The organism is Pseudomonas fluorescens (genome assembly GCF_040448305.1).
GTDB classification, from domain to species: domain Bacteria; phylum Pseudomonadota; class Gammaproteobacteria; order Pseudomonadales; family Pseudomonadaceae; genus Aquipseudomonas; species Aquipseudomonas fluorescens_BH.
In genome coordinates this window covers 6,182,741-6,202,372 of record NZ_CP148752.1, presented here as the reverse complement: position 1 = coordinate 6,202,372, position 19,632 = coordinate 6,182,741, and the positions used below count along the sequence as shown (strand labels likewise).

The 19,632-nt window shown below is 59.2% G+C and carries 15 protein-coding genes and 1 tRNA gene; 3 read left to right on the top strand and 13 right to left on the bottom strand.

Annotation, left to right across the window (positions count from 1 at the left end; genetic code table 11):
- Position 1: 1 nt before the first annotated feature.
- From WHX55_RS28340 to rpsU, 5 genes are all read right to left on the bottom strand, one after another.
- Positions 2–78 (bottom strand) — tRNA-Ile (locus WHX55_RS28340).
- Positions 79–93: 15 nt separating this feature from the next.
- Positions 94–3,840 carry an EAL domain-containing protein gene (locus tag WHX55_RS28335; RefSeq protein ID WP_353741684.1) on the bottom strand — a complete coding sequence of 1,249 codons (3,747 nt, stop codon included), beginning with the start codon at positions 3,838–3,840 and terminating at the stop codon, positions 94–96.
- A gap of 122 nt (positions 3,841–3,962) precedes the next feature.
- The gene (gene rpoD / locus WHX55_RS28330; RefSeq protein ID WP_150725191.1) at positions 3,963–5,810 is read right to left on the bottom strand and encodes an RNA polymerase sigma factor RpoD; all 1,848 of its coding nucleotides are present in this window, start codon (positions 5,808–5,810) and stop codon (positions 3,963–3,965) included.
- A 67-nt stretch (positions 5,811–5,877) separates the two neighbouring features.
- Positions 5,878–7,845, bottom strand: a complete 1,968-nt coding sequence (gene dnaG / locus WHX55_RS28325; RefSeq protein ID WP_150725193.1) for a DNA primase — start codon at positions 7,843–7,845, stop codon at positions 5,878–5,880.
- Between the two features lie 480 nt (positions 7,846–8,325).
- Positions 8,326–8,541, bottom strand: a complete 216-nt coding sequence (gene rpsU / locus WHX55_RS28320; protein WP_002551877.1) for a 30S ribosomal protein S21 — start codon at positions 8,539–8,541, stop codon at positions 8,326–8,328.
- 199 nt (positions 8,542–8,740) lie between these two features.
- Between rpsU and tsaD the strand changes: the two genes are divergently transcribed.
- The gene (gene tsaD / locus WHX55_RS28315; protein WP_150756412.1) at positions 8,741–9,766 is read left to right on the top strand and encodes a tRNA (adenosine(37)-N6)-threonylcarbamoyltransferase complex transferase subunit TsaD; all 1,026 of its coding nucleotides are present in this window, start codon (positions 8,741–8,743) and stop codon (positions 9,764–9,766) included.
- Between the two features lie 23 nt (positions 9,767–9,789).
- Here tsaD and plsY read toward each other — a convergent pair whose 3' ends face one another.
- Positions 9,790–10,359, bottom strand: a complete 570-nt coding sequence (gene plsY / locus WHX55_RS28310) for a glycerol-3-phosphate 1-O-acyltransferase PlsY (protein WP_008051600.1) — start codon at positions 10,357–10,359, stop codon at positions 9,790–9,792.
- A gap of 74 nt (positions 10,360–10,433) precedes the next feature.
- Between plsY and folB the strand changes: the two genes are divergently transcribed.
- Both folB and folK read left to right on the top strand, forming a co-directional pair.
- Positions 10,434–10,790 (top strand): dihydroneopterin aldolase, encoded by a 357-nt coding sequence (folB, locus tag WHX55_RS28305; protein ID WP_008051601.1) that lies wholly within the window; start codon positions 10,434–10,436, stop codon positions 10,788–10,790.
- A complete protein-coding gene (gene folK / locus WHX55_RS28300; protein ID WP_150725195.1) occupies positions 10,781–11,299 on the top strand; it encodes a 2-amino-4-hydroxy-6-hydroxymethyldihydropteridine diphosphokinase in 519 nt (172 codons plus the stop codon). The genes folB and folK overlap by 10 nt, the downstream gene beginning before the upstream one ends.
- Positions 11,300–11,380: 81 nt before the next feature.
- On the opposite strand, the gene WHX55_RS28295 is transcribed toward folK, so the two are convergent.
- From WHX55_RS28295 to apaG, 7 genes are all read right to left on the bottom strand, one after another.
- Complete coding sequence (locus WHX55_RS28295; RefSeq protein ID WP_353741683.1) at positions 11,381–12,610, bottom strand: multifunctional CCA addition/repair protein; 1,230 nt, start codon at positions 12,608–12,610, stop codon at positions 11,381–11,383.
- A 63-nt stretch (positions 12,611–12,673) separates the two neighbouring features.
- Positions 12,674–14,236 carry a SpoVR family protein gene (locus tag WHX55_RS28290; RefSeq protein ID WP_150756413.1) on the bottom strand — a complete coding sequence of 521 codons (1,563 nt, stop codon included), beginning with the start codon at positions 14,234–14,236 and terminating at the stop codon, positions 12,674–12,676.
- Entirely contained in the window at positions 14,233–15,504 is a 1,272-nt protein-coding gene (locus WHX55_RS28285; RefSeq protein WP_007993202.1) for a YeaH/YhbH family protein, read from the bottom strand. The genes WHX55_RS28290 and WHX55_RS28285 overlap by 4 nt, the downstream gene beginning before the upstream one ends.
- 204 nt (positions 15,505–15,708) lie before the next feature.
- Positions 15,709–17,631: a PrkA family serine protein kinase gene (locus WHX55_RS28280; protein WP_007982655.1), complete on the bottom strand. Its 1,923-nt coding sequence runs from the start codon at positions 17,629–17,631 to the stop codon at positions 15,709–15,711.
- A 297-nt stretch (positions 17,632–17,928) separates the two neighbouring features.
- Entirely contained in the window at positions 17,929–18,258 is a 330-nt protein-coding gene (gene glpE / locus WHX55_RS28275; RefSeq protein ID WP_008051614.1) for a thiosulfate sulfurtransferase GlpE, read from the bottom strand.
- Between the two features lie 33 nt (positions 18,259–18,291).
- Positions 18,292–19,173 (bottom strand): symmetrical bis(5'-nucleosyl)-tetraphosphatase, encoded by an 882-nt coding sequence (locus WHX55_RS28270; RefSeq protein WP_150725198.1) that lies wholly within the window; start codon positions 19,171–19,173, stop codon positions 18,292–18,294.
- A complete protein-coding gene (apaG, locus tag WHX55_RS28265) occupies positions 19,173–19,553 on the bottom strand; it encodes a Co2+/Mg2+ efflux protein ApaG (protein ID WP_353741682.1) in 381 nt (126 codons plus the stop codon). Before apaG ends, WHX55_RS28270 begins: the two co-directional genes overlap by 1 nt.
- Between the last annotated feature and the right edge of the window lie 79 nt (positions 19,554–19,632).

Here is a 19,632-nt window from a genome sequence, read left to right as displayed (position 1 = left end):
TTGGTGGGCCCACACGGACTTGAACCGTGGACCAAAGGATTATGAGTCCTCTGCTCTAACCAACTGAGCTATAGGCCCTCAGTAGGTCGCGGATTATAGCGATGGTTTCGCAGCTGTGCTATCCGAAAAATCTAATACGGTTGTACGAAGAAACGTCGCGGCAAATTCGTCGGGGGGCAGGGGCAGGCTGACGATGTAGCCCTGGATTTGTTCACAGCCCTCGGCAGCGAGGAATTGCTGTTGCGCCAGGGTCTCGACCCCTTCGGCAATCACGGTGAATGGCATGCTGCGTCCGAGCGCGATGATGGCGCGTACGATCGCCGCATCGTGGGGATCGTCCGGCAGGCCGCGGACGAAGGACTGGTCGATCTTGAGGATGTCCAGTGGCAGGCGCTTGAGGTAGCTCAGGGACGAGTAACCGGTACCGAAGTCATCGATGGCCAGTTGCACGCCCAGTTTTTTGAGTTGATGCAGCACCGCCAGCGCTTCCTCGGCCTGGCTCATGATGAAGTTTTCGGTGATTTCCAGTTGCAGGAAACCGGGGTTGAGGCCGTTGTCCTTGAGCAACTGTTCGATACGGCCCAGCAGATTGGGTTGGCGCAATTGGGCGCCGGCAAGGTTGACCGACAGCGGGCCGGGACTGTCGTACAGCCGGTGCCATTCGGCCATCTGCCGGCAGGCGGTTTCCAGGACCCAGTCGCCGATTTGCAGGATCATGCCGTTTTCTTCAGCCAGCGGGATGAAGTGTTCCCGCGGCACGTCGCCAAACGTCGGATGGCGCCAGCGGATCAGGGCTTCGGCGCCGACCAGGCTGTAGTCCACGAGGCTGATTTTCGGTTGGTAGCACAGGTGCAACTCGTTGCGTTCGATGGCGCGGCGCAGTTCGTGTTCCAGCGCCACGCGTTCGCTGGCCTGGGCAGTGAGGTCGCGGGTGTAGCTTTCGACGCGGTTGCGGCCCTTGGCCTTGGAGCGGTACATCGCGGCGTCGGCGTTCTTGATCAGTGTGGCAACGTCGCAGCCATCCTTCGGATAGAGGCTGGTGCCGATACTGGCGCTGATGAAAAACTCGTGTTCGCCAGCCTGGAACGGCGCGGCGAAACAATTGAGCAATTTGGTGGCGATGTGGTCGGCATCGCTGGATTGTTGCAGGCCCGGCAATAGAATGATGAATTCGTCACCCCCCAGGCGCGCTACGGTGTCGATGTCACGCAACTGCTCCTTGAGGCGCACGGCAATGCCCTTGAGCAGCAAGTCGCCGACCGGGTGGCCGAGGCTGTCGTTGATGTGTTTGAAGCGGTCAAGGTCGAGGAACAGCACGGCGCCCTGGCCACCGTTTTCCTGTTGGTTGTTGAGCGCCGTCAGCAAACGGCTTTCGAACAGCGTGCGGTTCGGCAGGCCGGTCAGCGGGTCGTGGTGCGCCTGGTAGTCGAGTTTGGCCTGGGCATGCTTGAGGCTGGAAATGTCGGCGAACACCGCGACAAAGTGGGTGATGAACTTGTCGCGGTTGCGCACGGCACTGATGGTCAGCCAGCTCGGATATAGTTCGCCATTCTTGCGCCGATTGGAAATCTCGCCCTGCCAATGACCTTCGGCGGTCAATTGATGCCACATGGCCGCGTAGAACGCACTGTCATGCAGGCCTGAGGCGAGCAGGCGTGGCGTGTGGCCCAGGGCTTCGTTTTCGCTGTAACCGGTGATTTCGGTGAACGCGCGGTTGACCGCGCTGATGTGCTGTTGGGTATCGGTGATCAACACGCCTTCGGCGGTGCTTTCGAACACGGTGGCGGCCTGTTGCAGTTTTTCCTGCATCAGGTGCCGCTCGGTGATGTCCCGGGCGATGGTCAGCATGCAGTCTTCATCGCCAATCGGCAGCGGACGGCTGGACACTTCACAGAGGCGGATCTGCCCGTCGCTGCGGCGGATATGGCAGCTGAAGTCGCGGACAAAGCCGTCGCGGTGCAGCAAGTCGAGCATTTGCTTGCGTTCATTGAGGTTGACCCAGATTCCCAGGTCCAGCGCCGAACGATCCACCGACATGGCGCTGTTGAACCCGGTGATGCGGCTAAAACCATCGTTGACCTCCAACAGCAAGCCATCACTTTGCCGAGACAGCAGCAAGCCGTCGGGAGAGGCGTGGAAGGCCTTGGCGAATTTTTCTTCGGAAGTTTGCAGCTGTTGCTGGGTTTCCTTGAGCTGGGTGATGTCCCGCACCACGACCACCAGCGCCGGTGTCATGTCGAGGTTGAACGGTTCGGCGGAGATCAGGCCGGTAAACACCTGGCCGTTGCTACGACGAAAGGGCATTTCCAGGTTGCGGATGCTGCCGGCCTGCAAGCGTTGCAACAGGCCCGGCCCAACACCGGGAATCCCCCAGATGTTCAGGTTGGTGGCGGTCTGGCCAATGACGTCCTCGGCCTTGAGGCCGATCTGTTCTTCGAACGCTTCGTTGACTTCCAGCAGGCAGCCGTCGCTCAGGCGCGCGATCACCAGCATGTCCGGGCATTGCTGGAACACGGATGCGAATTTCTGTTCCGACAGGCGCAATGCTTCTTCGGTGCGCTTGGCGTCGGTGATATCGATCATCAACCCGCGCAGAACCGGCTCATGCCCGTGTTCGATCAGGCTGACGATATCGCGCACCCACAGGCAGCGGCCGTCGGCGGTGATCACCCGGTAATCGAGTCGGTGATCGCGCCCGGCCAGTACTTCGTGATCGCGGAAGGTCTGGGCGCGGGTCAGGTCGGCGGGGTGAATGATGTTGCGCCAGAAGCCCGGAATCAGCCAATGGGACAGGGGATAACCGAGAAGGTCTTCGGCGTGGGGCGATACATAGCTGTAGGTGAAGTCGGTGACTTTTGCTTCCCAGGCGATGGCCGACAGGCTCTCCACCAGGCCACGGTAGTGGTATTCGCTGCTGCGCAGTTCCTGTTCAAGGTCTACCCGGCGGGCGATTTCCGAGCTCAAGCGGCGGTTGATGCGGATAACCACCGCCAGCACGATAGTCAGCAGCAGCAATCCGGGCAGGCCATACACCAACAGGTCATTCCAGAAAGTTCGATGATCGAGGACGTTGCCGACCCAATGCTCCTGAATGGCGCTGATTTCAGCGGGGCTCATGTCCGCCAGGACTTTGTCGAGAATGCCGACCAGCATCTTGTTGCCGCGGGGTACACCCATGGCCAGTTGATAGCGATAGGGGGTTTCACCGCTGACATACAACCCATCGAGCTTGAGTTGGCGCAGGCTCCAGACGCTGGAAGCCAGATCGCCTACCACGGCGTCTACTTCGTCGGTGGCCAGCGCCTGCAGCGCCGAACTGACGTTGGGCATCGCCACCAGGTTCAAGTCGGGATGGTGGGTGCGCAGCAGTTCGTGGGGGGCGTAGTTTTCCACCACGGCGATTTTCAGGCCGTACAGGTCTTTCAGGTTATGTGGCTGGGGGCCCCCGACATGGGCCAGGATGACAATCGGAAAATCCAGATAGGGGCGAGTGAACGACAGGTATTTCTGGCGTTCAGGGGTCGACATGATGCCCGGCAGCAGGTCCAGCTTGCCCTTTTTGGCTTGTTCCAGGACGGCGGTCCAGCTCACCGGCTCGATGGGCGTGAGCCGGGTTGCCAGCCTTTTGCGGATGACCTCGATGTAATCCGCGGCAAGGCCCTGGTAGCGGCCCTCATCGTCACGAAACTCGAAGGGCGGCCACGAAGCATCGACACCCAGGCGCAATTCCGGGTGAGCCGCCAGCCAGCTACGTTCATCGTCAGTGAGAGTCAGAGCGCCAGCCGTTGCGGTCCAGGTCATCAGCGACAGCAAAAAAAGCACGGTCGGCAGTCTGGGCATAACGGTCTCGTTATGGCTCGGGGGAATGTTTCGAGTGTAGACGGCTACTGGGCGGAGGGGGGAAACGGGGGGATTTAATCTGTACAAAGCAAAACCCCCGGCCTGGGCCGGGGGTTCTGTGATCACTCGTCGAGGAAGGAGCGCAGGTGCTCGCTTCTCGTCGGGTGGCGCAGCTTGCGCAGCGCCTTGGCTTCAATCTGACGAATCCGCTCACGGGTCACGTCGAACTGCTTACCAACCTCTTCGAGGGTGTGGTCGGTATTCATGTCGATACCGAAGCGCATGCGCAGTACCTTGGCTTCACGGGCAGTGAGGCCGGACAGTACTTCGCGAGTCGCTTCTTTAAGGCTCTCAACGGTTGCAACATCGATTGGCGACTGCATGGTCGAGTCTTCGATGAAGTCACCCAGGTGGGAGTCTTCGTCATCACCGATCGGGGTTTCCATGGAGATCGGCTCTTTAGCGATCTTCAATACCTTGCGGATCTTGTCCTCAGGCATTTCCATGCGTTCGCCCAGCTCTTCCGGGGTCGGTTCGCGACCCATTTCCTGCAGCATCTGGCGGGAAATGCGGTTGAGCTTGTTGATCGTCTCGATCATGTGCACCGGAATACGGATGGTGCGGGCCTGGTCGGCGATCGAGCGAGTGATCGCCTGACGGATCCACCAGGTGGCATAAGTCGAGAACTTGTAGCCGCGACGGTATTCGAACTTGTCTACCGCTTTCATCAAGCCGATGTTGCCTTCCTGGATCAGATCGAGGAATTGCAGGCCACGGTTGGTGTACTTCTTGGCGATCGAGATCACCAGACGCAAGTTGGCTTCAACCATCTCTTTCTTCGCGCGGCGGGCCTTGGCCTCACCGATCGACATGCGACGGTTGATGTCCTTGATTTCAGCGATGGTCAAGCCGGTTTCGGTTTCCAGCGCGGTCAGCTTCTGCTGGCAACGGATGATGTCCGGCTGCAGACGACCAATGGCTTCAGCGTATTTGCCTTTGCCTTTGGCCAGGGCGTCACTCCAGCTTTCGTCGACTTCGTTGCCCGGGAACTGGCGCAGGAAGTCGGCACGCGGCATGCGTGCATCACGAACGCAGAGCTGCATGATTGCGCGCTCTTGCTGACGCAGGCGATCCAGGGCACTGCGAACACGCTCGACCAGGCCTTCGAATTGCTTCGGCACCAGTTTGATCGGCATGAACAGCTCGGCCAGGGCCAACAGCTCGGCAATTGTTGCCTTGTTGTTGCGACCGTGCTTTTTCAGCGCCTTGCGGGTGATTTCCATCTGATCGGCGACAGCGCCGAAACGCTGGGCGGCGATGATCGGATCCGGACCGCTTTCGGCTTCTTCCTCGTCATCGGAGGCTTCGGCGTCATCGTCCTCGGAGTCGTCATCCGCTTTAGCGGCTTTCGCGTCGATCGGCGGCGGCACTTCTGCCGCAGGCGGCGCGATGCCGTCGTCCGGGTCGATATAACCGCTCAGGACGTCAGACAGGCGACCACCTTCGGTGGTGACGCGGGTGTACTCGGAGAGAATATGATCAACCGTGCCAGGGAAGTGCGCGATTGCGCTCATCACTTCACGGATGCCCTCTTCAATACGCTTGGCGATTTCAATTTCGCCTTCACGTGTGAGGAGCTCTACGGTTCCCATTTCGCGCATGTACATGCGCACCGGGTCGGTAGTGCGACCAATGTCGGTCTCGACCGCTGCCAACGCAGCAGCTGCCTCTTCGGCCGCGGCTTCGTCGGTATCGGCGTCGGCCAGCATAAGGGAATCCTTATCTGGCGCAACCTCGAATACGTTGATCCCCATGTCGTTAATCATGCGGATGATGTCTTCCACCTGTTCCGGATCTGAAATATCCTCCGGCAGGTGGTCGTTGACCTCCGCGTAAGTCAGGTAGCCCTGCTCACGACCAAGTGTGATCAACTCTTTGATACGAGACTGCTGTTGCGCTTTTCCGGACATAACACCCTATCCACTGAAGGTCTTGGCGGGCAAAAAACAAGCCGAGGATTATACCTGAGCTATGACCTCACGCGCCAGTTGAGGTCGGGTTTGATGCGGAAACATTGCGACTTAATAGGTCGCGCAGTTGATTTTTCTCGTCACTGCTCAGTTCGCTTTGACGTGCTTTCCTGAGAAGTTGTTCCAGGTTTCGCTCGCGTTGGCGCGCTGACAAGCTAGTTATGGTGTCGAAAAACTGTTGTTCAAGGTTGTCTCCCTCTATCAGCCATTCCTTTTCCGCCAGGGCCTTGAGCAAGCGACCTTGCTCCGTGCCATGCCAGCGCGCGATCAACTGAATTGAGTTTAGCTTGGGATTCTTTTGCACGGCTTCGAGCAGCGCCACCAGCAATTGCGTGTTGGTGTGATCCTCGGCGGCAAAGTGCCCGGCATCCTCGACTTTTTCGGCCAGCTGCGGGTGATGCAGCAGCGTGCGCAAAGCGGCGAGGGTTGGCGGCTCTACAGCGGCAGGCACCCGCGGGGCGCGAGGTTGATCGCGATCACCGCCACGTTTGCCATTTTTGTCCCAAGGTTTCTTGTCCCATTTCTTGCCTCCTGCACCGGGCTTCTTCGGCGTCCATTCCTGCTGCGGCACATACATTTCCTGCGCCTGCGGCTGATGATAGTCGCTGTAATCAGGCATCGCGTCGTAATCGATGCCCGGATCGTAGGCCGGTGGGGCTTCCTGTGGGGCGCTTTGGACCAGCTGACTCACGGCTTCGCCGCTCAGGCCGGTGATTTCGCTCAGGCGCTGACGCATCAGGATGCGCAGGTTGGCCCCGGGGACTTTATCGATCAACGGTGCGGCGAGGGTAGCCATGTGGGCCTTGCCTTCGAGCGAGCGCGGATCGGCTTCCTCGGTCAGCTGCTGGAAGAAATAATCCGCCAATGGCTGCGCGTGCTGGTTGATTCGGGCACGAAAGGCGTCGGTGCCTTCGGAGCGGACCAGAGTGTCCGGGTCCTCGCCTTCGGGCAGGAACAGAAAGCGTGCGCGACGACCGTCCTGCAGGCTCGAGAGTGTCGCCTCCAGTGCTCGCCATGCCGCATTGCGGCCAGCCTGGTCGCCGTCGAAGCAGAACAGCACGCTGGGCACGACGCGAAACAGCCGCTTGAGGTGTTCCTCGCTGGTAGCGGTGCCCAGGGTCGCGACGGCGTTGCGCAGGCCTTGCTGGGCCAGGGCAATGACGTCCATGTAACCCTCGACGACGATGATCTCGTCGAGGTTGCGGTTGGTTTTGCGCGCTTCGTACAGGCCGTAGAGTTCCTGGCCTTTATGGAAAACCGGAGTTTCCGGGGAGTTCAGGTATTTCGGCTTGTCGTCGCCCAATACCCGGCCGCCGAAGGCGATGACGCGCCCGCGACTGTCGCGGATCGGAAACATCACGCGGTCGCGGAAGCGGTCGTAGCGTTTACCGCTTTCGGCGTTTTCGATCAGCAGGCCGGCATCGATCATGGCTTTTTGTTGCAGGGTATCGCTGCTCAAGTGCTTGAACAGGTTGTCCCAGCCAGGCGGAGCGAAACCCAGGCCGAAGTCCCGGGCGATTTCGCCGGTCAGCCCGCGACCTTTCAGGTATTCCACGGCGGCCTTGCGCGATGGGTGGCTTTTCAGGGCCTGGCGATAAAAGTCGGCAGCGGCGCTGAGTAGCGGATACAGCGGCGAATCGGTTGGCTGTCGCGGTTTGTGCGGGCGGCCGCTTTCTTCGCGGGGGATTTCCATGCCCGCGGCTTTGGCCAGTTCTTCGACAGCCTGGACGAAATCCAGGTTGTCGTGGTCCATGATGAAGCCGAGGGCGTTGCCGCCAGCGCCGCAGCCGAAGCAGTAATAGAACTGCTTGTCGGGGCTGACGCTGAACGACGGAGTCTTTTCCTTGTGGAACGGGCAGCAGGCGGTGTGGTTCTTGCCGGCCTTTTTCAATTGCAAGCGCGAGCTGACCACATCGACGATGTCGGTGCGGTTCAGAAGGTCGTCAATGAAGCTCTGGGGAATTAGCCCGGCCATGGCGTTCTCGTCATCTGCGCTGAAAGGATCCCGTAACGTACGGTGATCGAACGCGGTCATTGTTTGAGGCGCGCAAAGTGTGCGGCTCGACCAGTGTCGTCTGCGTAATCGCTGTCGGGAAGTGTATCTGCCGAAAATCCACTGACGTTAATGCCAATCAGTATTCGGCTGTTTGAATGTGTTGCGCTGAATCCGCTATGGCCAATCATAGGCCCCGGATAGCTCATCATCTGGCACGCAAGCAGGTGCCTTGGGCTGATCGTCGTGAGAGGAATCAGTGGGTGTGCTCGTCAGTAGCCTTGAAAGGCTCGTCAGAAAAGACGTGCACCGCTGGCAAAAGAGCCAGGTCTGACGCGGTGAAGCAGATTTGTCTCGGTCGCGTCTGCGGCTTTGACAGTGAAGCATCAAGCGTTTTACGCAAATGCCATAAGCCCGGCTGAGGGCCGGGCTTGGCAGAAGCTTGCTACGATCGTCTGTGTATTAGTACAGACGAACGGCGCGGCGCTGTTCGCGCTGAACTTTCTTGGCGTGACGCTTAACAGCGGCTGCTGCTTTGCGCTTACGCTCAGAAGTTGGCTTCTCGTAAAATTCGCGGCTACGAACTTCAGCCAGTACACCGGCTTTTTCGCAGGAGCGCTTGAAACGACGCAGAGCTACGTCGAAGGGTTCGTTCTCTTTTACTTTGACGGCTGGCATCCAGAGCTACCTTCATTCATTACCGGGGTCAACATCCTCGCGGCAAAAGAGCACTTGAAGACGTCGGTTTTTAAGGGTTGCGGATGTTAACCCCTCAACGCTCGGAATGCAAAGCCTCTGATCGAAAACCGCTGGTCGGGGCATCACGCGACGACTATTATGCGCGCCTTCGAATTCAGCCTAAACAAGGCGCAAACCCATGCTAGTACTGGGATTAGAAACCTCCTGCGACGAAACCGGTGTCGCATTATATGACAGTGAACGCGGCCTGCTGGCCGACGCATTGTTCAGTCAGATCGACCTGCACCGTGCCTATGGTGGCGTGGTGCCGGAGCTGGCTTCGCGCGATCATGTCAAACGCATGCTGCCCTTGATTCGTCAGGTGTTGGCCGAGGCCGACTGCGTGCCGACCGAGATCGATGCGATCGCCTACACCGCGGGTCCTGGCCTGGTCGGTGCCTTGCTGGTAGGGGCTTCCTGCGCTCAGGCGCTGGCCTTTGCCTGGGGCATTCCGGCCCTCGGCGTGCATCACATGGAAGGCCATTTGCTGGCGCCGATGCTGGAGCCGCAACCGCCGGAATTTCCGTTCGTCGCTTTGTTGGTGTCGGGTGGTCATACGCAACTGGTTCAGGTCGACGGAATCGGTCAGTACACGCTCCTGGGCGAGACCCTGGATGACGCCGCTGGCGAGGCTTTCGACAAGACGGCCAAGATGATGGGCCTCAATTATCCGGGCGGACCGGAGATCGCTCGCCTTGCAGAACAGGGCGTTGCAGGGCGTTTCGTCTTCCCGCGTCCGATGTGCGACCGTCCGGGCCTGGATTTCAGCTTCAGTGGCCTGAAAACCTTTGCGTTGAACACCTGGCAGCAGTGCGTCAGCGCCGGGGACGACGGCGAACAAGCCCGTTGCGACATCGCGCTGGCGTTCCAGCAGGCCGTGGTGGAGACTTTGACCATCAAGTGCAAGCGTGCCCTCAAGCAGGCAGGAATGAGGCGCCTGGTGATCGCTGGAGGCGTCAGCGCCAACAAGGCGTTGCGCTCTTCTTTGGAGAAGATGCTCGGCGACATGAAGGGCGACGTGTTTTATGCGCGCCCTGAGTTCTGCACCGATAATGGCGCAATGATCGCCTTTGCCGGCTGCCAGCGATTGCAGGCCGGTCAGCAGGAAAGCCTGGCGATCAGCGTGCAGGCGCGCTGGCCGATGGAGCAGTTGTCGGCATTGTGATGAGCGGTGCTCATGTCCGGCTGCTAGAAATGCCGTTCGCGCCCGGCAAACAGGTCGCGTAGATTGCCTCGATGACGCCAGACGATCAGCCCGGTGAGTGCGCTCATGGGCAGCAGGGCGGCCGGTTCTTGCCAGGCCAGCAAAGGCAGGGTCAGCGGTGTGGCGATGAGGGCGGCCAGGGAGCTGGTGCGGGTCAGGTAGAACGTCAAGAGCCAGGCGCAGACCGCCAGAAGGGCTGCGGGCGGGTACAGTCCCAGCAACATGCCGGCAGCGGTGGCGACACCCTTGCCGCCGCGAAAGCGGAAATACAACGGAAACAGATGGCCGATGACGGCATAGACTCCGATCCAGGCCTGTTCCTGCTGCGAAAGGCCCGCAAGGCGCGCAATCAGTACCGGCAGCAGGCCTTTGCAAAGGTCGCCGAGCAGGGTCAGGATGGCGAGTTTCTTGCCGGCCAGGCGCAACATGTTGGTGGCACCGGCATTGCCCGAACCACTCATTCGCGGATCGGGGTTACCGGTCAGGCGGCTGAGCAAAATGGCAAAGGACAGAGAGCCGAGCAGGTAGGCGAGGATCGCCAATAACCAAAACATGCTAACTATTCCGGGCGAGGAAGCCCTGATTCTAACGGCGCATTGCGCCCTTGTCGTGTAGCGGAGAGAAGTGCTTGGACAGAGTGTTTATCGAGGGCCTGGAAGTCGACACGGTGATTGGTGCCTACGACTGGGAACGAGGCATCCGACAGTGCTTGCGTCTTGACCTGAGCTTCGCCTGGGATAATCGCCCGGCCGCAGCCGGTGATGACCTGACCCTGGCGCTCGACTACGCCAGTGTTTCCTCGCGCATCCAGGCGTTTGCCGAGCAGGCGCAATTCCAGCTGGTGGAAACCTTTGCCGAGCGCCTGGTTGAAGTGCTGATGAGCGAATTCAAGATCACCTGGATGCGCCTGAAGCTGACCAAGCCCGGCGCCGTTCCGGCTGCCACCGGCGGTGTGGGCGTGGAGATCGAGCGCGGATGTCGCTGACTCAGGTGTACCTCGGGCTCGGTAGCAATATCGAGCGTGAAGCCCATTTGCGGGCGGGGCTCGATGCATTGGCGGCATTCCTCGTCGATATCCGCTGTTCGGCGGTGTTCGAAAGCCAGCCGGTGGGCATCAAGAGCGGGCCGTTCTTCAATTTCGTGGTGTCGGCGTATACCGATCTGCCGCTGATGGAGCTTGATCGTCGACTTAAGTTCATCGAGGCGGATAATGGTCGTTACGCACCGGATCGCCGAGGTTTACCGCTGGATATCGACGTGTTGTTGTTCGGTGATCTGGTGGGCAACTTCGATGGCTTGATCTTGCCGCGGGCAGAAATTCTGAAAAATGCGTTCGTTTTGTGGCCGTTGTCGTTGATTGCGCCGGATCGAGTGCACCCGGGTGTGGGTAAAAGTTTCGCCACCTTGTGGGCGGAATCGCAGATCAATCAAGTGCTGGCACCGGTGGCTTTCGAATGGCGCGGTGAGCAGCTGACACCTTCAGATTTGTTGTGACCTTACTGACGTCTTCGCGAGCAGGCTCGCTCCCACAGGGTTGGCGTAAACCTGTGGGAGCGAGCCTGCTCGCGAAGCTTTTCAGATCGACGCGGTCTCTTTGTAGGCTTTCAAGGCTTTTAGCCGCTCGCGCTTGATCTCCTCCCCCAGTTCCGGCCCCTTGAAGCCTTTCTCCAGCAACGGCTGAACCGCCACGCTACGAGCAGCAGTTGCCGCGCCGCGCAAATAATCTGTCTGTGGATAACTTCTTTCTTCCAGCCCTTTGCGTCCTCGCGCATCCATCTCGCATGCCGCGATGAACTCCTCGAACCGCTGTGGGCGACGGTAAATGTCGAAGCTTTGCAGTAATTCCAGCAGTGTCGATGGCTTCAGCTCAAAGGCGCGATGCCCGTGGGTGTGATACTCGCCCACCAGCATCGCCAGTTCCTGGCAGTCTCTCGGCGCCTTGAAGCGTTCATTGACCGCTTTGATCAGCTTCAGGCCTTTGAACTCATGGGCAATGTGTCGCGGCCATTCTTCCTCTGGTGTCAGGCCTTTGCCCAGGTCATGCAGCAGACACGCCCAACGCACGGTCAGCGGCTGTTTGTGTTGTGCTGCTTGCTGCAACACGCTCAGGGTATGTGCGCCTGTATCGATTTCCGGGTGGTGGGCGGGTGGTTGCGGTACGCCAAATAGCGCGTCGACCTCGGGCATCAGCACCTTGAGTGCGCCACATGCGCGTAGAACCTCGACAAACACCTGTGGCTGATCCTCCATCAGGGCGCGGGAAATTTCCTTCCAGCTGCGCTCCGGGGTCAGTGCTTCAAGCTCGCCTGACTCGCTGAGTTGGCGCATCAGCGCCAGGGTTTCCGGGGCGACGGTAAAACCCAGCGTCGCGTAGCGCGCCGCGAAGCGGGCAACACGCAGGACCCGGAGCGGATCTTCGGCAAATGCCGGGGAAACGTGGCGAAGCAGGCGTGCTTCGAGGTCGCGCTGGCCGTGGTACGGGTCGGTCAGGTTCTGCTGATCGTCTTCGGCCATGGCATTGATGGTCAGGTCGCGACGGATCAGGTCTTCTTCGAGGGTGACTTCAGGGCTGGCGTGAAAAGTGAACCCGCCGTAACCGCGCCCGCTTTTGCGCTCGGTGCGGGCGAGGGCGTATTCCTCACCGCTTTTGGGATGAAGGAACACCGGGAAATCCGCGCCCACCGGGCGAAAGCCCTTGGCGAGCATCTCTTCGGTCGTCGCGCCGACCACGACCCAGTCGATATCGGTAACCGGTTTGCCCAGCAGGCGATCACGTACCGCACCACCGACTTTATAAATCCGCATAAAAAACCTCCGTTAGCTCGACAGGATAACCGTTGCATCGAGCTTTCGGAGGCACAAACCGGATCAAAGATGGATGACGGCCAAGTCCAGGCGGCCGTAATCGCCTTCGCTGTGCTCGCTTCTGGGCGGCACATGATGGGTTTTCATGACCTGATCGCCCTGCAGGGTTTCCAGGTGAATGTCGAAACCCCAGAGGCGGTGCAAGTGCTTGAGTACTTCCTCGGTGGACTCTCCCAGCGGTTTACGGTCGTGTTGCTGGTGGCGTAGGGTCAGGGAGCGGTCACCACGCCGGTCGATGCTGTAGATCTGCACGTTGGGCTCGCGATTGCCCAGGTTGTACTGTGCCGCGAGGGTTTCACGGATGATGCGGTAGCCTCCTTCGTCGTGAATGGCGGGCACCAGCAGGTCGTCCTTCTGGTCGTCATCGAGAATGCTGAACAGCTTCAGGTCGCGGATCACCTTGGGCGACAGGTACTGCAGGATGAAGCTCTCATCCTTGAAGCTGCTCATGGCGAACTTGATGGCTGCCAGCCAGTCGGTACCGGCGATGTCCGGGAACCAGCGGTAATCTTCTTCCGTAGGTTCTTCGCACATGCGCCGGATGTCCCGGTACATGGCAAACCCGAGAGTGTAGGGGTTGATTCCGCTGTAGTAAGGGCTGTCGAAGCCCGGCTGAAAGACCACGCTGGTGTGGGATGTCAGGAACTCCATCATGAAGCCGTCGGTGACCAGGCCTTCGTCGTACAGGTCGTTCATCAAGGTGTAGTGCCAGAACGTGGCCCAGCCCTCGTTCATCACCTGGGTCTGGCGCTGTGGATAAAAATACTGGGCGATCTTGCGCACGATGCGCACGATTTCCCGCTGCCATGGCTCCAGCAGCGGCGCGTGTTTTTCAATGAAATACAGGATATTTTCCTGAGGTTCGGCGGGGAAGCGTGCGTTGTCCTTGTCGCTGTACTTGTCCGCGCCCTTGGGAATGGTGCGCCACAGATCGTTTATCTGTTTCTGTAGGTGTTCTTCCCGGTCCTTTTGCCGGCGACGTTCTTCTTCCGCGGAGATCGGATAGGGGCGTTTGTAGCGGTCGACACCATAGTTCATCAGCGCATGGCAGGAGTCGAGCAGGTCCTCGACCGCGTCGATACCGTGGCGCTCTTCGCACTGCATGATGTACTGCTTGGCAAACACCAGGTAGTCGATGATCGAACTGGCGTCAGTCCAGGTGCGGAACAGGTAGTTGCCTTTGAAAAAGCTGTTGTGCCCGTAGCAGGCATGCGCCACCACCAGCGCCTGCATGCAGATGGTGTTTTCTTCCATCAGGTAGGCGATGCAGGGGTCGGAGTTGATCACGATCTCGTACGCCAGCCCCATCTGGCCGCGGGTGTAGGACTTTTCGGTGCTGAGGAAGTGCTTGCCGTAGGACCAGTGGTGATAACCCAGCGGCATACCGACCGAGGCGTAGGCGTCCATCATCTGTTCGGCGGTGATCACTTCGATCTGGTTGGGGTACGTATCGAGTGCGTAACCCGCCGCAATACGACTGATTTCGCGGTCGTAGGCCTGGATCAGCTCGAACGTCCATTCGGAGCCGGTGGAAATGGGTTGGCGTTTCTGCTCTTTGGCGGTCATGTCACTAACCTGCGCTGGAAGAGTTCACGGAAGACCGGATAGATATCCCCGGCCGAGACCAGTTGTTGCTGGGCAAAAGTGTCGGAAAAGGCTTCGGCGATGCGCTCGTACTCGAACCACAGGGCCTGGTGTTCGCGCGGGGTGATCTCAACGTAAGTGTAGTACTGCACGAATGGCATGATCTGGTTGATCAGGATGTCGCGGCAGATCGGAGAGTCGTCGTTCCAGTTGTCACCGTCGGAGGCCTGGGCGGCGTAGATGTTCCACTCGTTGCTCGGATAACGCTCGGCCATGATCTCCTGCATCAGTTTCAGGGCGCTGGAGACGATGGTGCCGCCGGTTTCCCGGGAATAGAAAAACTCCTCTTCATCCACTTCGCGGGCGCTGGTGTGATGGCGGATGAACACGACGTCGATCTTTTCGTAGTTACGCTTGAGAAACAGGTACAGCAGGATAAAGAAGCGCTTGGCGATGTCCTTGGTCGCCTGGGTCATCGAGCCGGACACATCCATCAGGCAGAACATCACGGCCTTGGAACTGGGGTTGGGTTGTTTGATGAGCAGGTTGTACTTGAGGTCGAATGTGTCGAGAAACGGAATGCGGTGAATGCGCGCGCTGAGTTTTTCGATTTCTGCTTCGATTTCCTGAATATCGCCGAAGTTGTCCGGTTCTTCCTGCTTGAGTCGCAGAAGTTCCTCTTTGGCTTCGCGCAGTTTTGCCCGGCTGCTGCCGGACAGGGCGATTCGCCGGGCGTGGGCTGAACGCAGGGTGCGGATGATGTTGATCCGCGATGGGTTGCCCTCGTTGCTGATCCCGGCGCGCACGGTCTTGAAGGTGTCGGTGCCGGTCAGGTTGCGCTTGACCAGGTTGGGCAGTTCGAGGTCCTCGAACATGAATTCGAGAAATTCTTCCTGGGTGATCTGGAAGACGAATTCGTCCATCCCTTCGCCGGAATTGCCAGCCTTGCCGGGGCCTCGACCACCACCGCCTCCCGGTGGACGGGCGATATGTTCGCCGCTGGTGAATTCCTTGTTGCCCGGGTGCACGACCGTCTGCTTGCCACCGCGACCGTGGTGAAGCACCGGCTCGTCGATGTCGCGACCGGGAATGCTGATTTGTTCGCCGTGTTCCATATCGGTAATGGAGCGCCGGCTGACCGCCTCTTCGACAGCCTTTTTGATGTGATCACGGTAGCGCCGCAGAAACCGCTGGCGGTTCACCGTGCTCTTGTTCTTGCCATTGAGACGTCGGTCGATCACATAGCTCATGACTGCTCCTTAGAAGCTGTCCTGAAAGGGGCGAGCGGTGATGCAGCATAGGACTGAGAGCCAAGGGATGTACGACGCTCCCCCAAGCGCTGTGGATGCTGCTTGAACTCGCTACCGACTTTCGAACACCTTCCAGAGGCTTGTGTAACAGAAAATGCATACACAGGCCTCTGGCTGACGACAACCGGTCTGACCGGCAGCGGGTTATTGTGATTTTCTGACCCGCAGGTACCACTCGGACAGCAGTCGTACCTGTTTGTCGGTGTAGCCCCGCTCGACCATTCGTGTGACGAAGTCGTTGTGTTTCTGCTGGTCCTCTTTGCTGGCCTTGGCATTGAAGCTGATGACTGGCAGCAGGTCCTCGGTGTTGGAGAACATTTTCTTCTCGATGACCACCCGCAGTTTTTCGTAGCTGAGCCAGGTCGGGTTCTTGCCGTTGTTGTTGGCCCGGGCGCGCAGGACGAAGTTGACGATTTCGTTGCGGAAGTCCTTCGGATTGCTGATGCCGGCCGGTTTTTCGATTTTCTCCAGTTCTTCGTTCAACGCTACGCGGTTGAGGATCTCGCCGGTCTCCGGGTCGCGATATTCCTGGTCCTGGATCCAGAAGTCGGCGTACAGCACATAACGATCGAAAATGTTCTGGCCGTACTCGCTGTAGGACTCGAGGTAGGCAGTCTGGATCTCCTTGCCGATGAATTCGATGTAACGCGGTGCCAGGTACTCCTTGAGGAAGCGCAGATAGCGTTCGCGGGTCTCGGCCTGGAACTGTTCCTGCTCGATCTGTTGTTCCAGCACGTAGAGCAAGTGCACCGGGTTGGCGGCAATTTCATGCGGATCGAAGTTGAACACCTTCGACAGGATCTTGAACGCGAAGCGGGTCGAGAGGCCGTTCATGCCTTCGTCGACGCCCGCATTGTCGCGGTATTCCTGGATCGACTTGGCTTTCGGATCGGTGTCCTTGAGGTTCTCGCCGTCGTACACGCGCATCTTCGAGTAGATGTTGGAGTTTTCCGGTTCCTTGAGGCGCGAGAGCACGGTGAACTGGGCCAGCATCTTCAGGGTATCCGGCGCGCAATGCGCCTTGGCCAGCGAACTGTTGAACAGCAGCTTGTCGTAGATCTTCACTTCGTCACTGACCCGCAGGCAGTACGGCACTTTGACGATGTAGATCCGGTCGATGAAGGCTTCGTTGTTCTTGTTGTTGCGGAAGGTGTGCCACTCCGATTCGTTGGAGTGCGCCAGCAGGATCCCGGTGAACGGAATCGCGCCGAGGCCTTCGGTACTGTTGTAGTTGCCTTCCTGGGTGGCGGTCAGCAGTGGGTGCAGCACCTTGATCGGTGCCTTGAACATTTCGACGAATTCCATCAGGCCCTGGTTGGACCGGCACAGTGCGCCCGAGTAGCTGTATGCATCAGCGTCGTTCTGTGGGAATTCTTCCAGTTTGCGGATATCGACCTTACCCACCAGTGCCGAGATGTCCTGGTTGTTTTCATCGCCTGGTTCGGTCTTGGCCACGGCGATCTGGTTGAGGATCGAGGGATAGAGTTTCACCACGCGGAACTGACTGATGTCGCCACCGAATTCGGCCAGGCGCTTGGTCGCCCATGGCGACATGATGGTGTTGAGGTAGCGCCGTGGAATGCCGAAGTCTTCCTCGAGGATCGCTCCATCTTCAGTGGAGTTGAACAGACCCAGGGGCGACTCGAAAACCGGCGAGCCCTTGATGGCATAGAAGGGCACTTTTTCCATCAGTTGCTTGAGCTTCTCGGCCAGGGACGATTTACCACCACCGACAGGGCCGAGCAGGTAAAGGATCTGTTTCTTCTCTTCCAGGCCCTGAGCGGCATGGCGGAAATACGACACGATCTGGTCGATGCATTCTTCCATCCCGTGGAAGTCTTCAAAGGCCGGATAGCGGCGGATGACCTTGTTGGAGAAGATGCGCGACAGTCTCGAGTTGGTCGAGGTGTCGAGCAGTTCCGGTTCACCGATGGCCAGTAGCAGACGCTCGGCGGCGGAAGCGTAGGCGCTGCGGTCTTTTTTGCACAGTTCCAGATACTCTTGCAGAGAGAGTTCTTCCTGGCGTGTGGACTCGAAGCGTTGTTGGAAGTGGCTAAAGATACTCATGACGTCACCTCGCTCGATACGTGGAGCCGACGCCGGATCACTCAGTCGATGCTGGCAGCAACCGAACAGGCGATTGCTGTTTACCCCCCAGAACTCTCCCGGAGCTGACTACTCCGAAAGCTACTCCCGATGACCCGTGCGCCGGTGTACCGGCTCTCCCCTGTTTTGGATGGCCTGGGCTTAAGGATAGTTGGGAATTCGGCAGGTAAAGGCGAGATACGTAATTAGTTGTGGCAGACCGTTCGTCTGCCACCGCGCCAGCCCGCGGGAGCCGGGGCCTGCAACGTTACAAAAAAATTATTCAGTGGTGCCTTGCGCCGTTTCCGCAGGATACGTCGTACGCCACAACTCGAATCCGCCATCCATGCTGTAGACGTCGGAGAAGCCCTGGCTGATCAGGTAAGCGGCCGCGCCCTGGCTGGAATTGCCGTGATAGCAGACCACCACGGTCGGTGCATCGAGGTCGGCGCCCTGGATGAAGGCGTGCAGGGAATGGTTGTCCAGATGCTTCGAGCCTGCGATGTGCAGGGCGGCAAATGTGGCCGGGTCGCGGACGTCGACCACCACTGCGCCTTGTTCGCGCAGGGCCTGGGCCTGTTCCGGGGGGATACGTTTGAATTCGCTCATGGCGGGCTCCTGTGGCTCGGCTGAATGGGCAGTCTAGCGCGGGGCGCTGACTGGCGATGTTTGGAGAATGGATGAGGCGACTGGCGGCACGGCATGGCCGTGTTCGTCGCATTTGCAGGACAGGCGCTCAAAGCTGTCGACGTTCATCAGGGTCAGGGCGCCGCCCCAGACACAGCCTGTATCGAGCGCCGAAATACCCGGCTCTTCGACGTTGCCTTCCAGTGCTGCCCAGTGACCGAAGATGATTTTCAGATCCTTGGTCTTGCGTTCCTTGTGCTGGAACCAGGGCTTGTAGCCAGGCGGTGCGGTATCGAGGCCTTCCTTGCTCTTGAGGTCGAGTTTGCCTTCGGCGGTGCAAAAGCGCATGCGCGTGAAATAGTTGGTGATCACCCGCAGGCGCGTCACGCCTTTGAGGTCGCTGTCCCATTTCGCCGGATCGTTGCCGTACATGCCATCGAGGTAGGGCGGCAACAGGTTGTCGTCGCGCAAGGCAGTCTCGACTTCGGCAGCATATTTCAAGGCTTTGCGCAGCGACCATTGGGGTGGAATGCCGGCATGGACCAGTGCAACGTTGCGCTGTTCGTCATAGTGCATGAGCTTTTGCTGGCGCACCCATTCGAGCAGTTCGGCGCAATCCGGCGCTTCAATGATCTCGCGCAGGGTATCGGCCTTCTTCAGGCGTTCGATGTTGCGTCCGGCCGCCAGCAGGTGCAGGTCGTGGTTGCCGAGCACGCACACCAGCGATTCGCGGATGCTGTAGAGAAAGCGCAAGGTTTCCAGAGACTGCGGCCCACGGTTGACCAGGTCGCCCACCAGCCACAGACGATCGCGTTGTGGGTCGAACGCCACTTGCTTGAGCAGGCATTGCAGGGCTTGAAGGCAGCCTTGCAGGTCACCGACAGCGTACGTTGCCATCAGTGCAGGGCTCCGGGCACCGCCAGGCGGAAGGGCGCGATGATGGCATCGAAATGTTTGCCGTCGTCGGACAGCATTTGATAGGTGCCTTGCATAGTGCCGACCTTGGTGGTCATGACCGTGCCGCTGCTGTAAGTGTGGCTTTTGCCGGGGTCGATCAAGGGCTGCAGGCCTACCACGCCTGCGCCGCGCACTTCTTCGACATGCCCGTCACCATCGGTGATGACCCAGTGCCGTGAAAGCAGTTTGGCGGGCATTTCGCCATTGTTTTGCACGGTGATGGTATAGGCGAAGGCAAAGCGGTCGTGCTCGGGTTGCGATTGTTCTGACAGATAGCGGGTGACGACGCTGACGTCGATCTGATAACGAGGATCGGACATGCAAGGGGCCTTAAAAACGAAGCGGGACGCGGGGCGTAGCTGATGGAGTTCAGTCTAGGCCAAGTATCGGGTAGTAGAC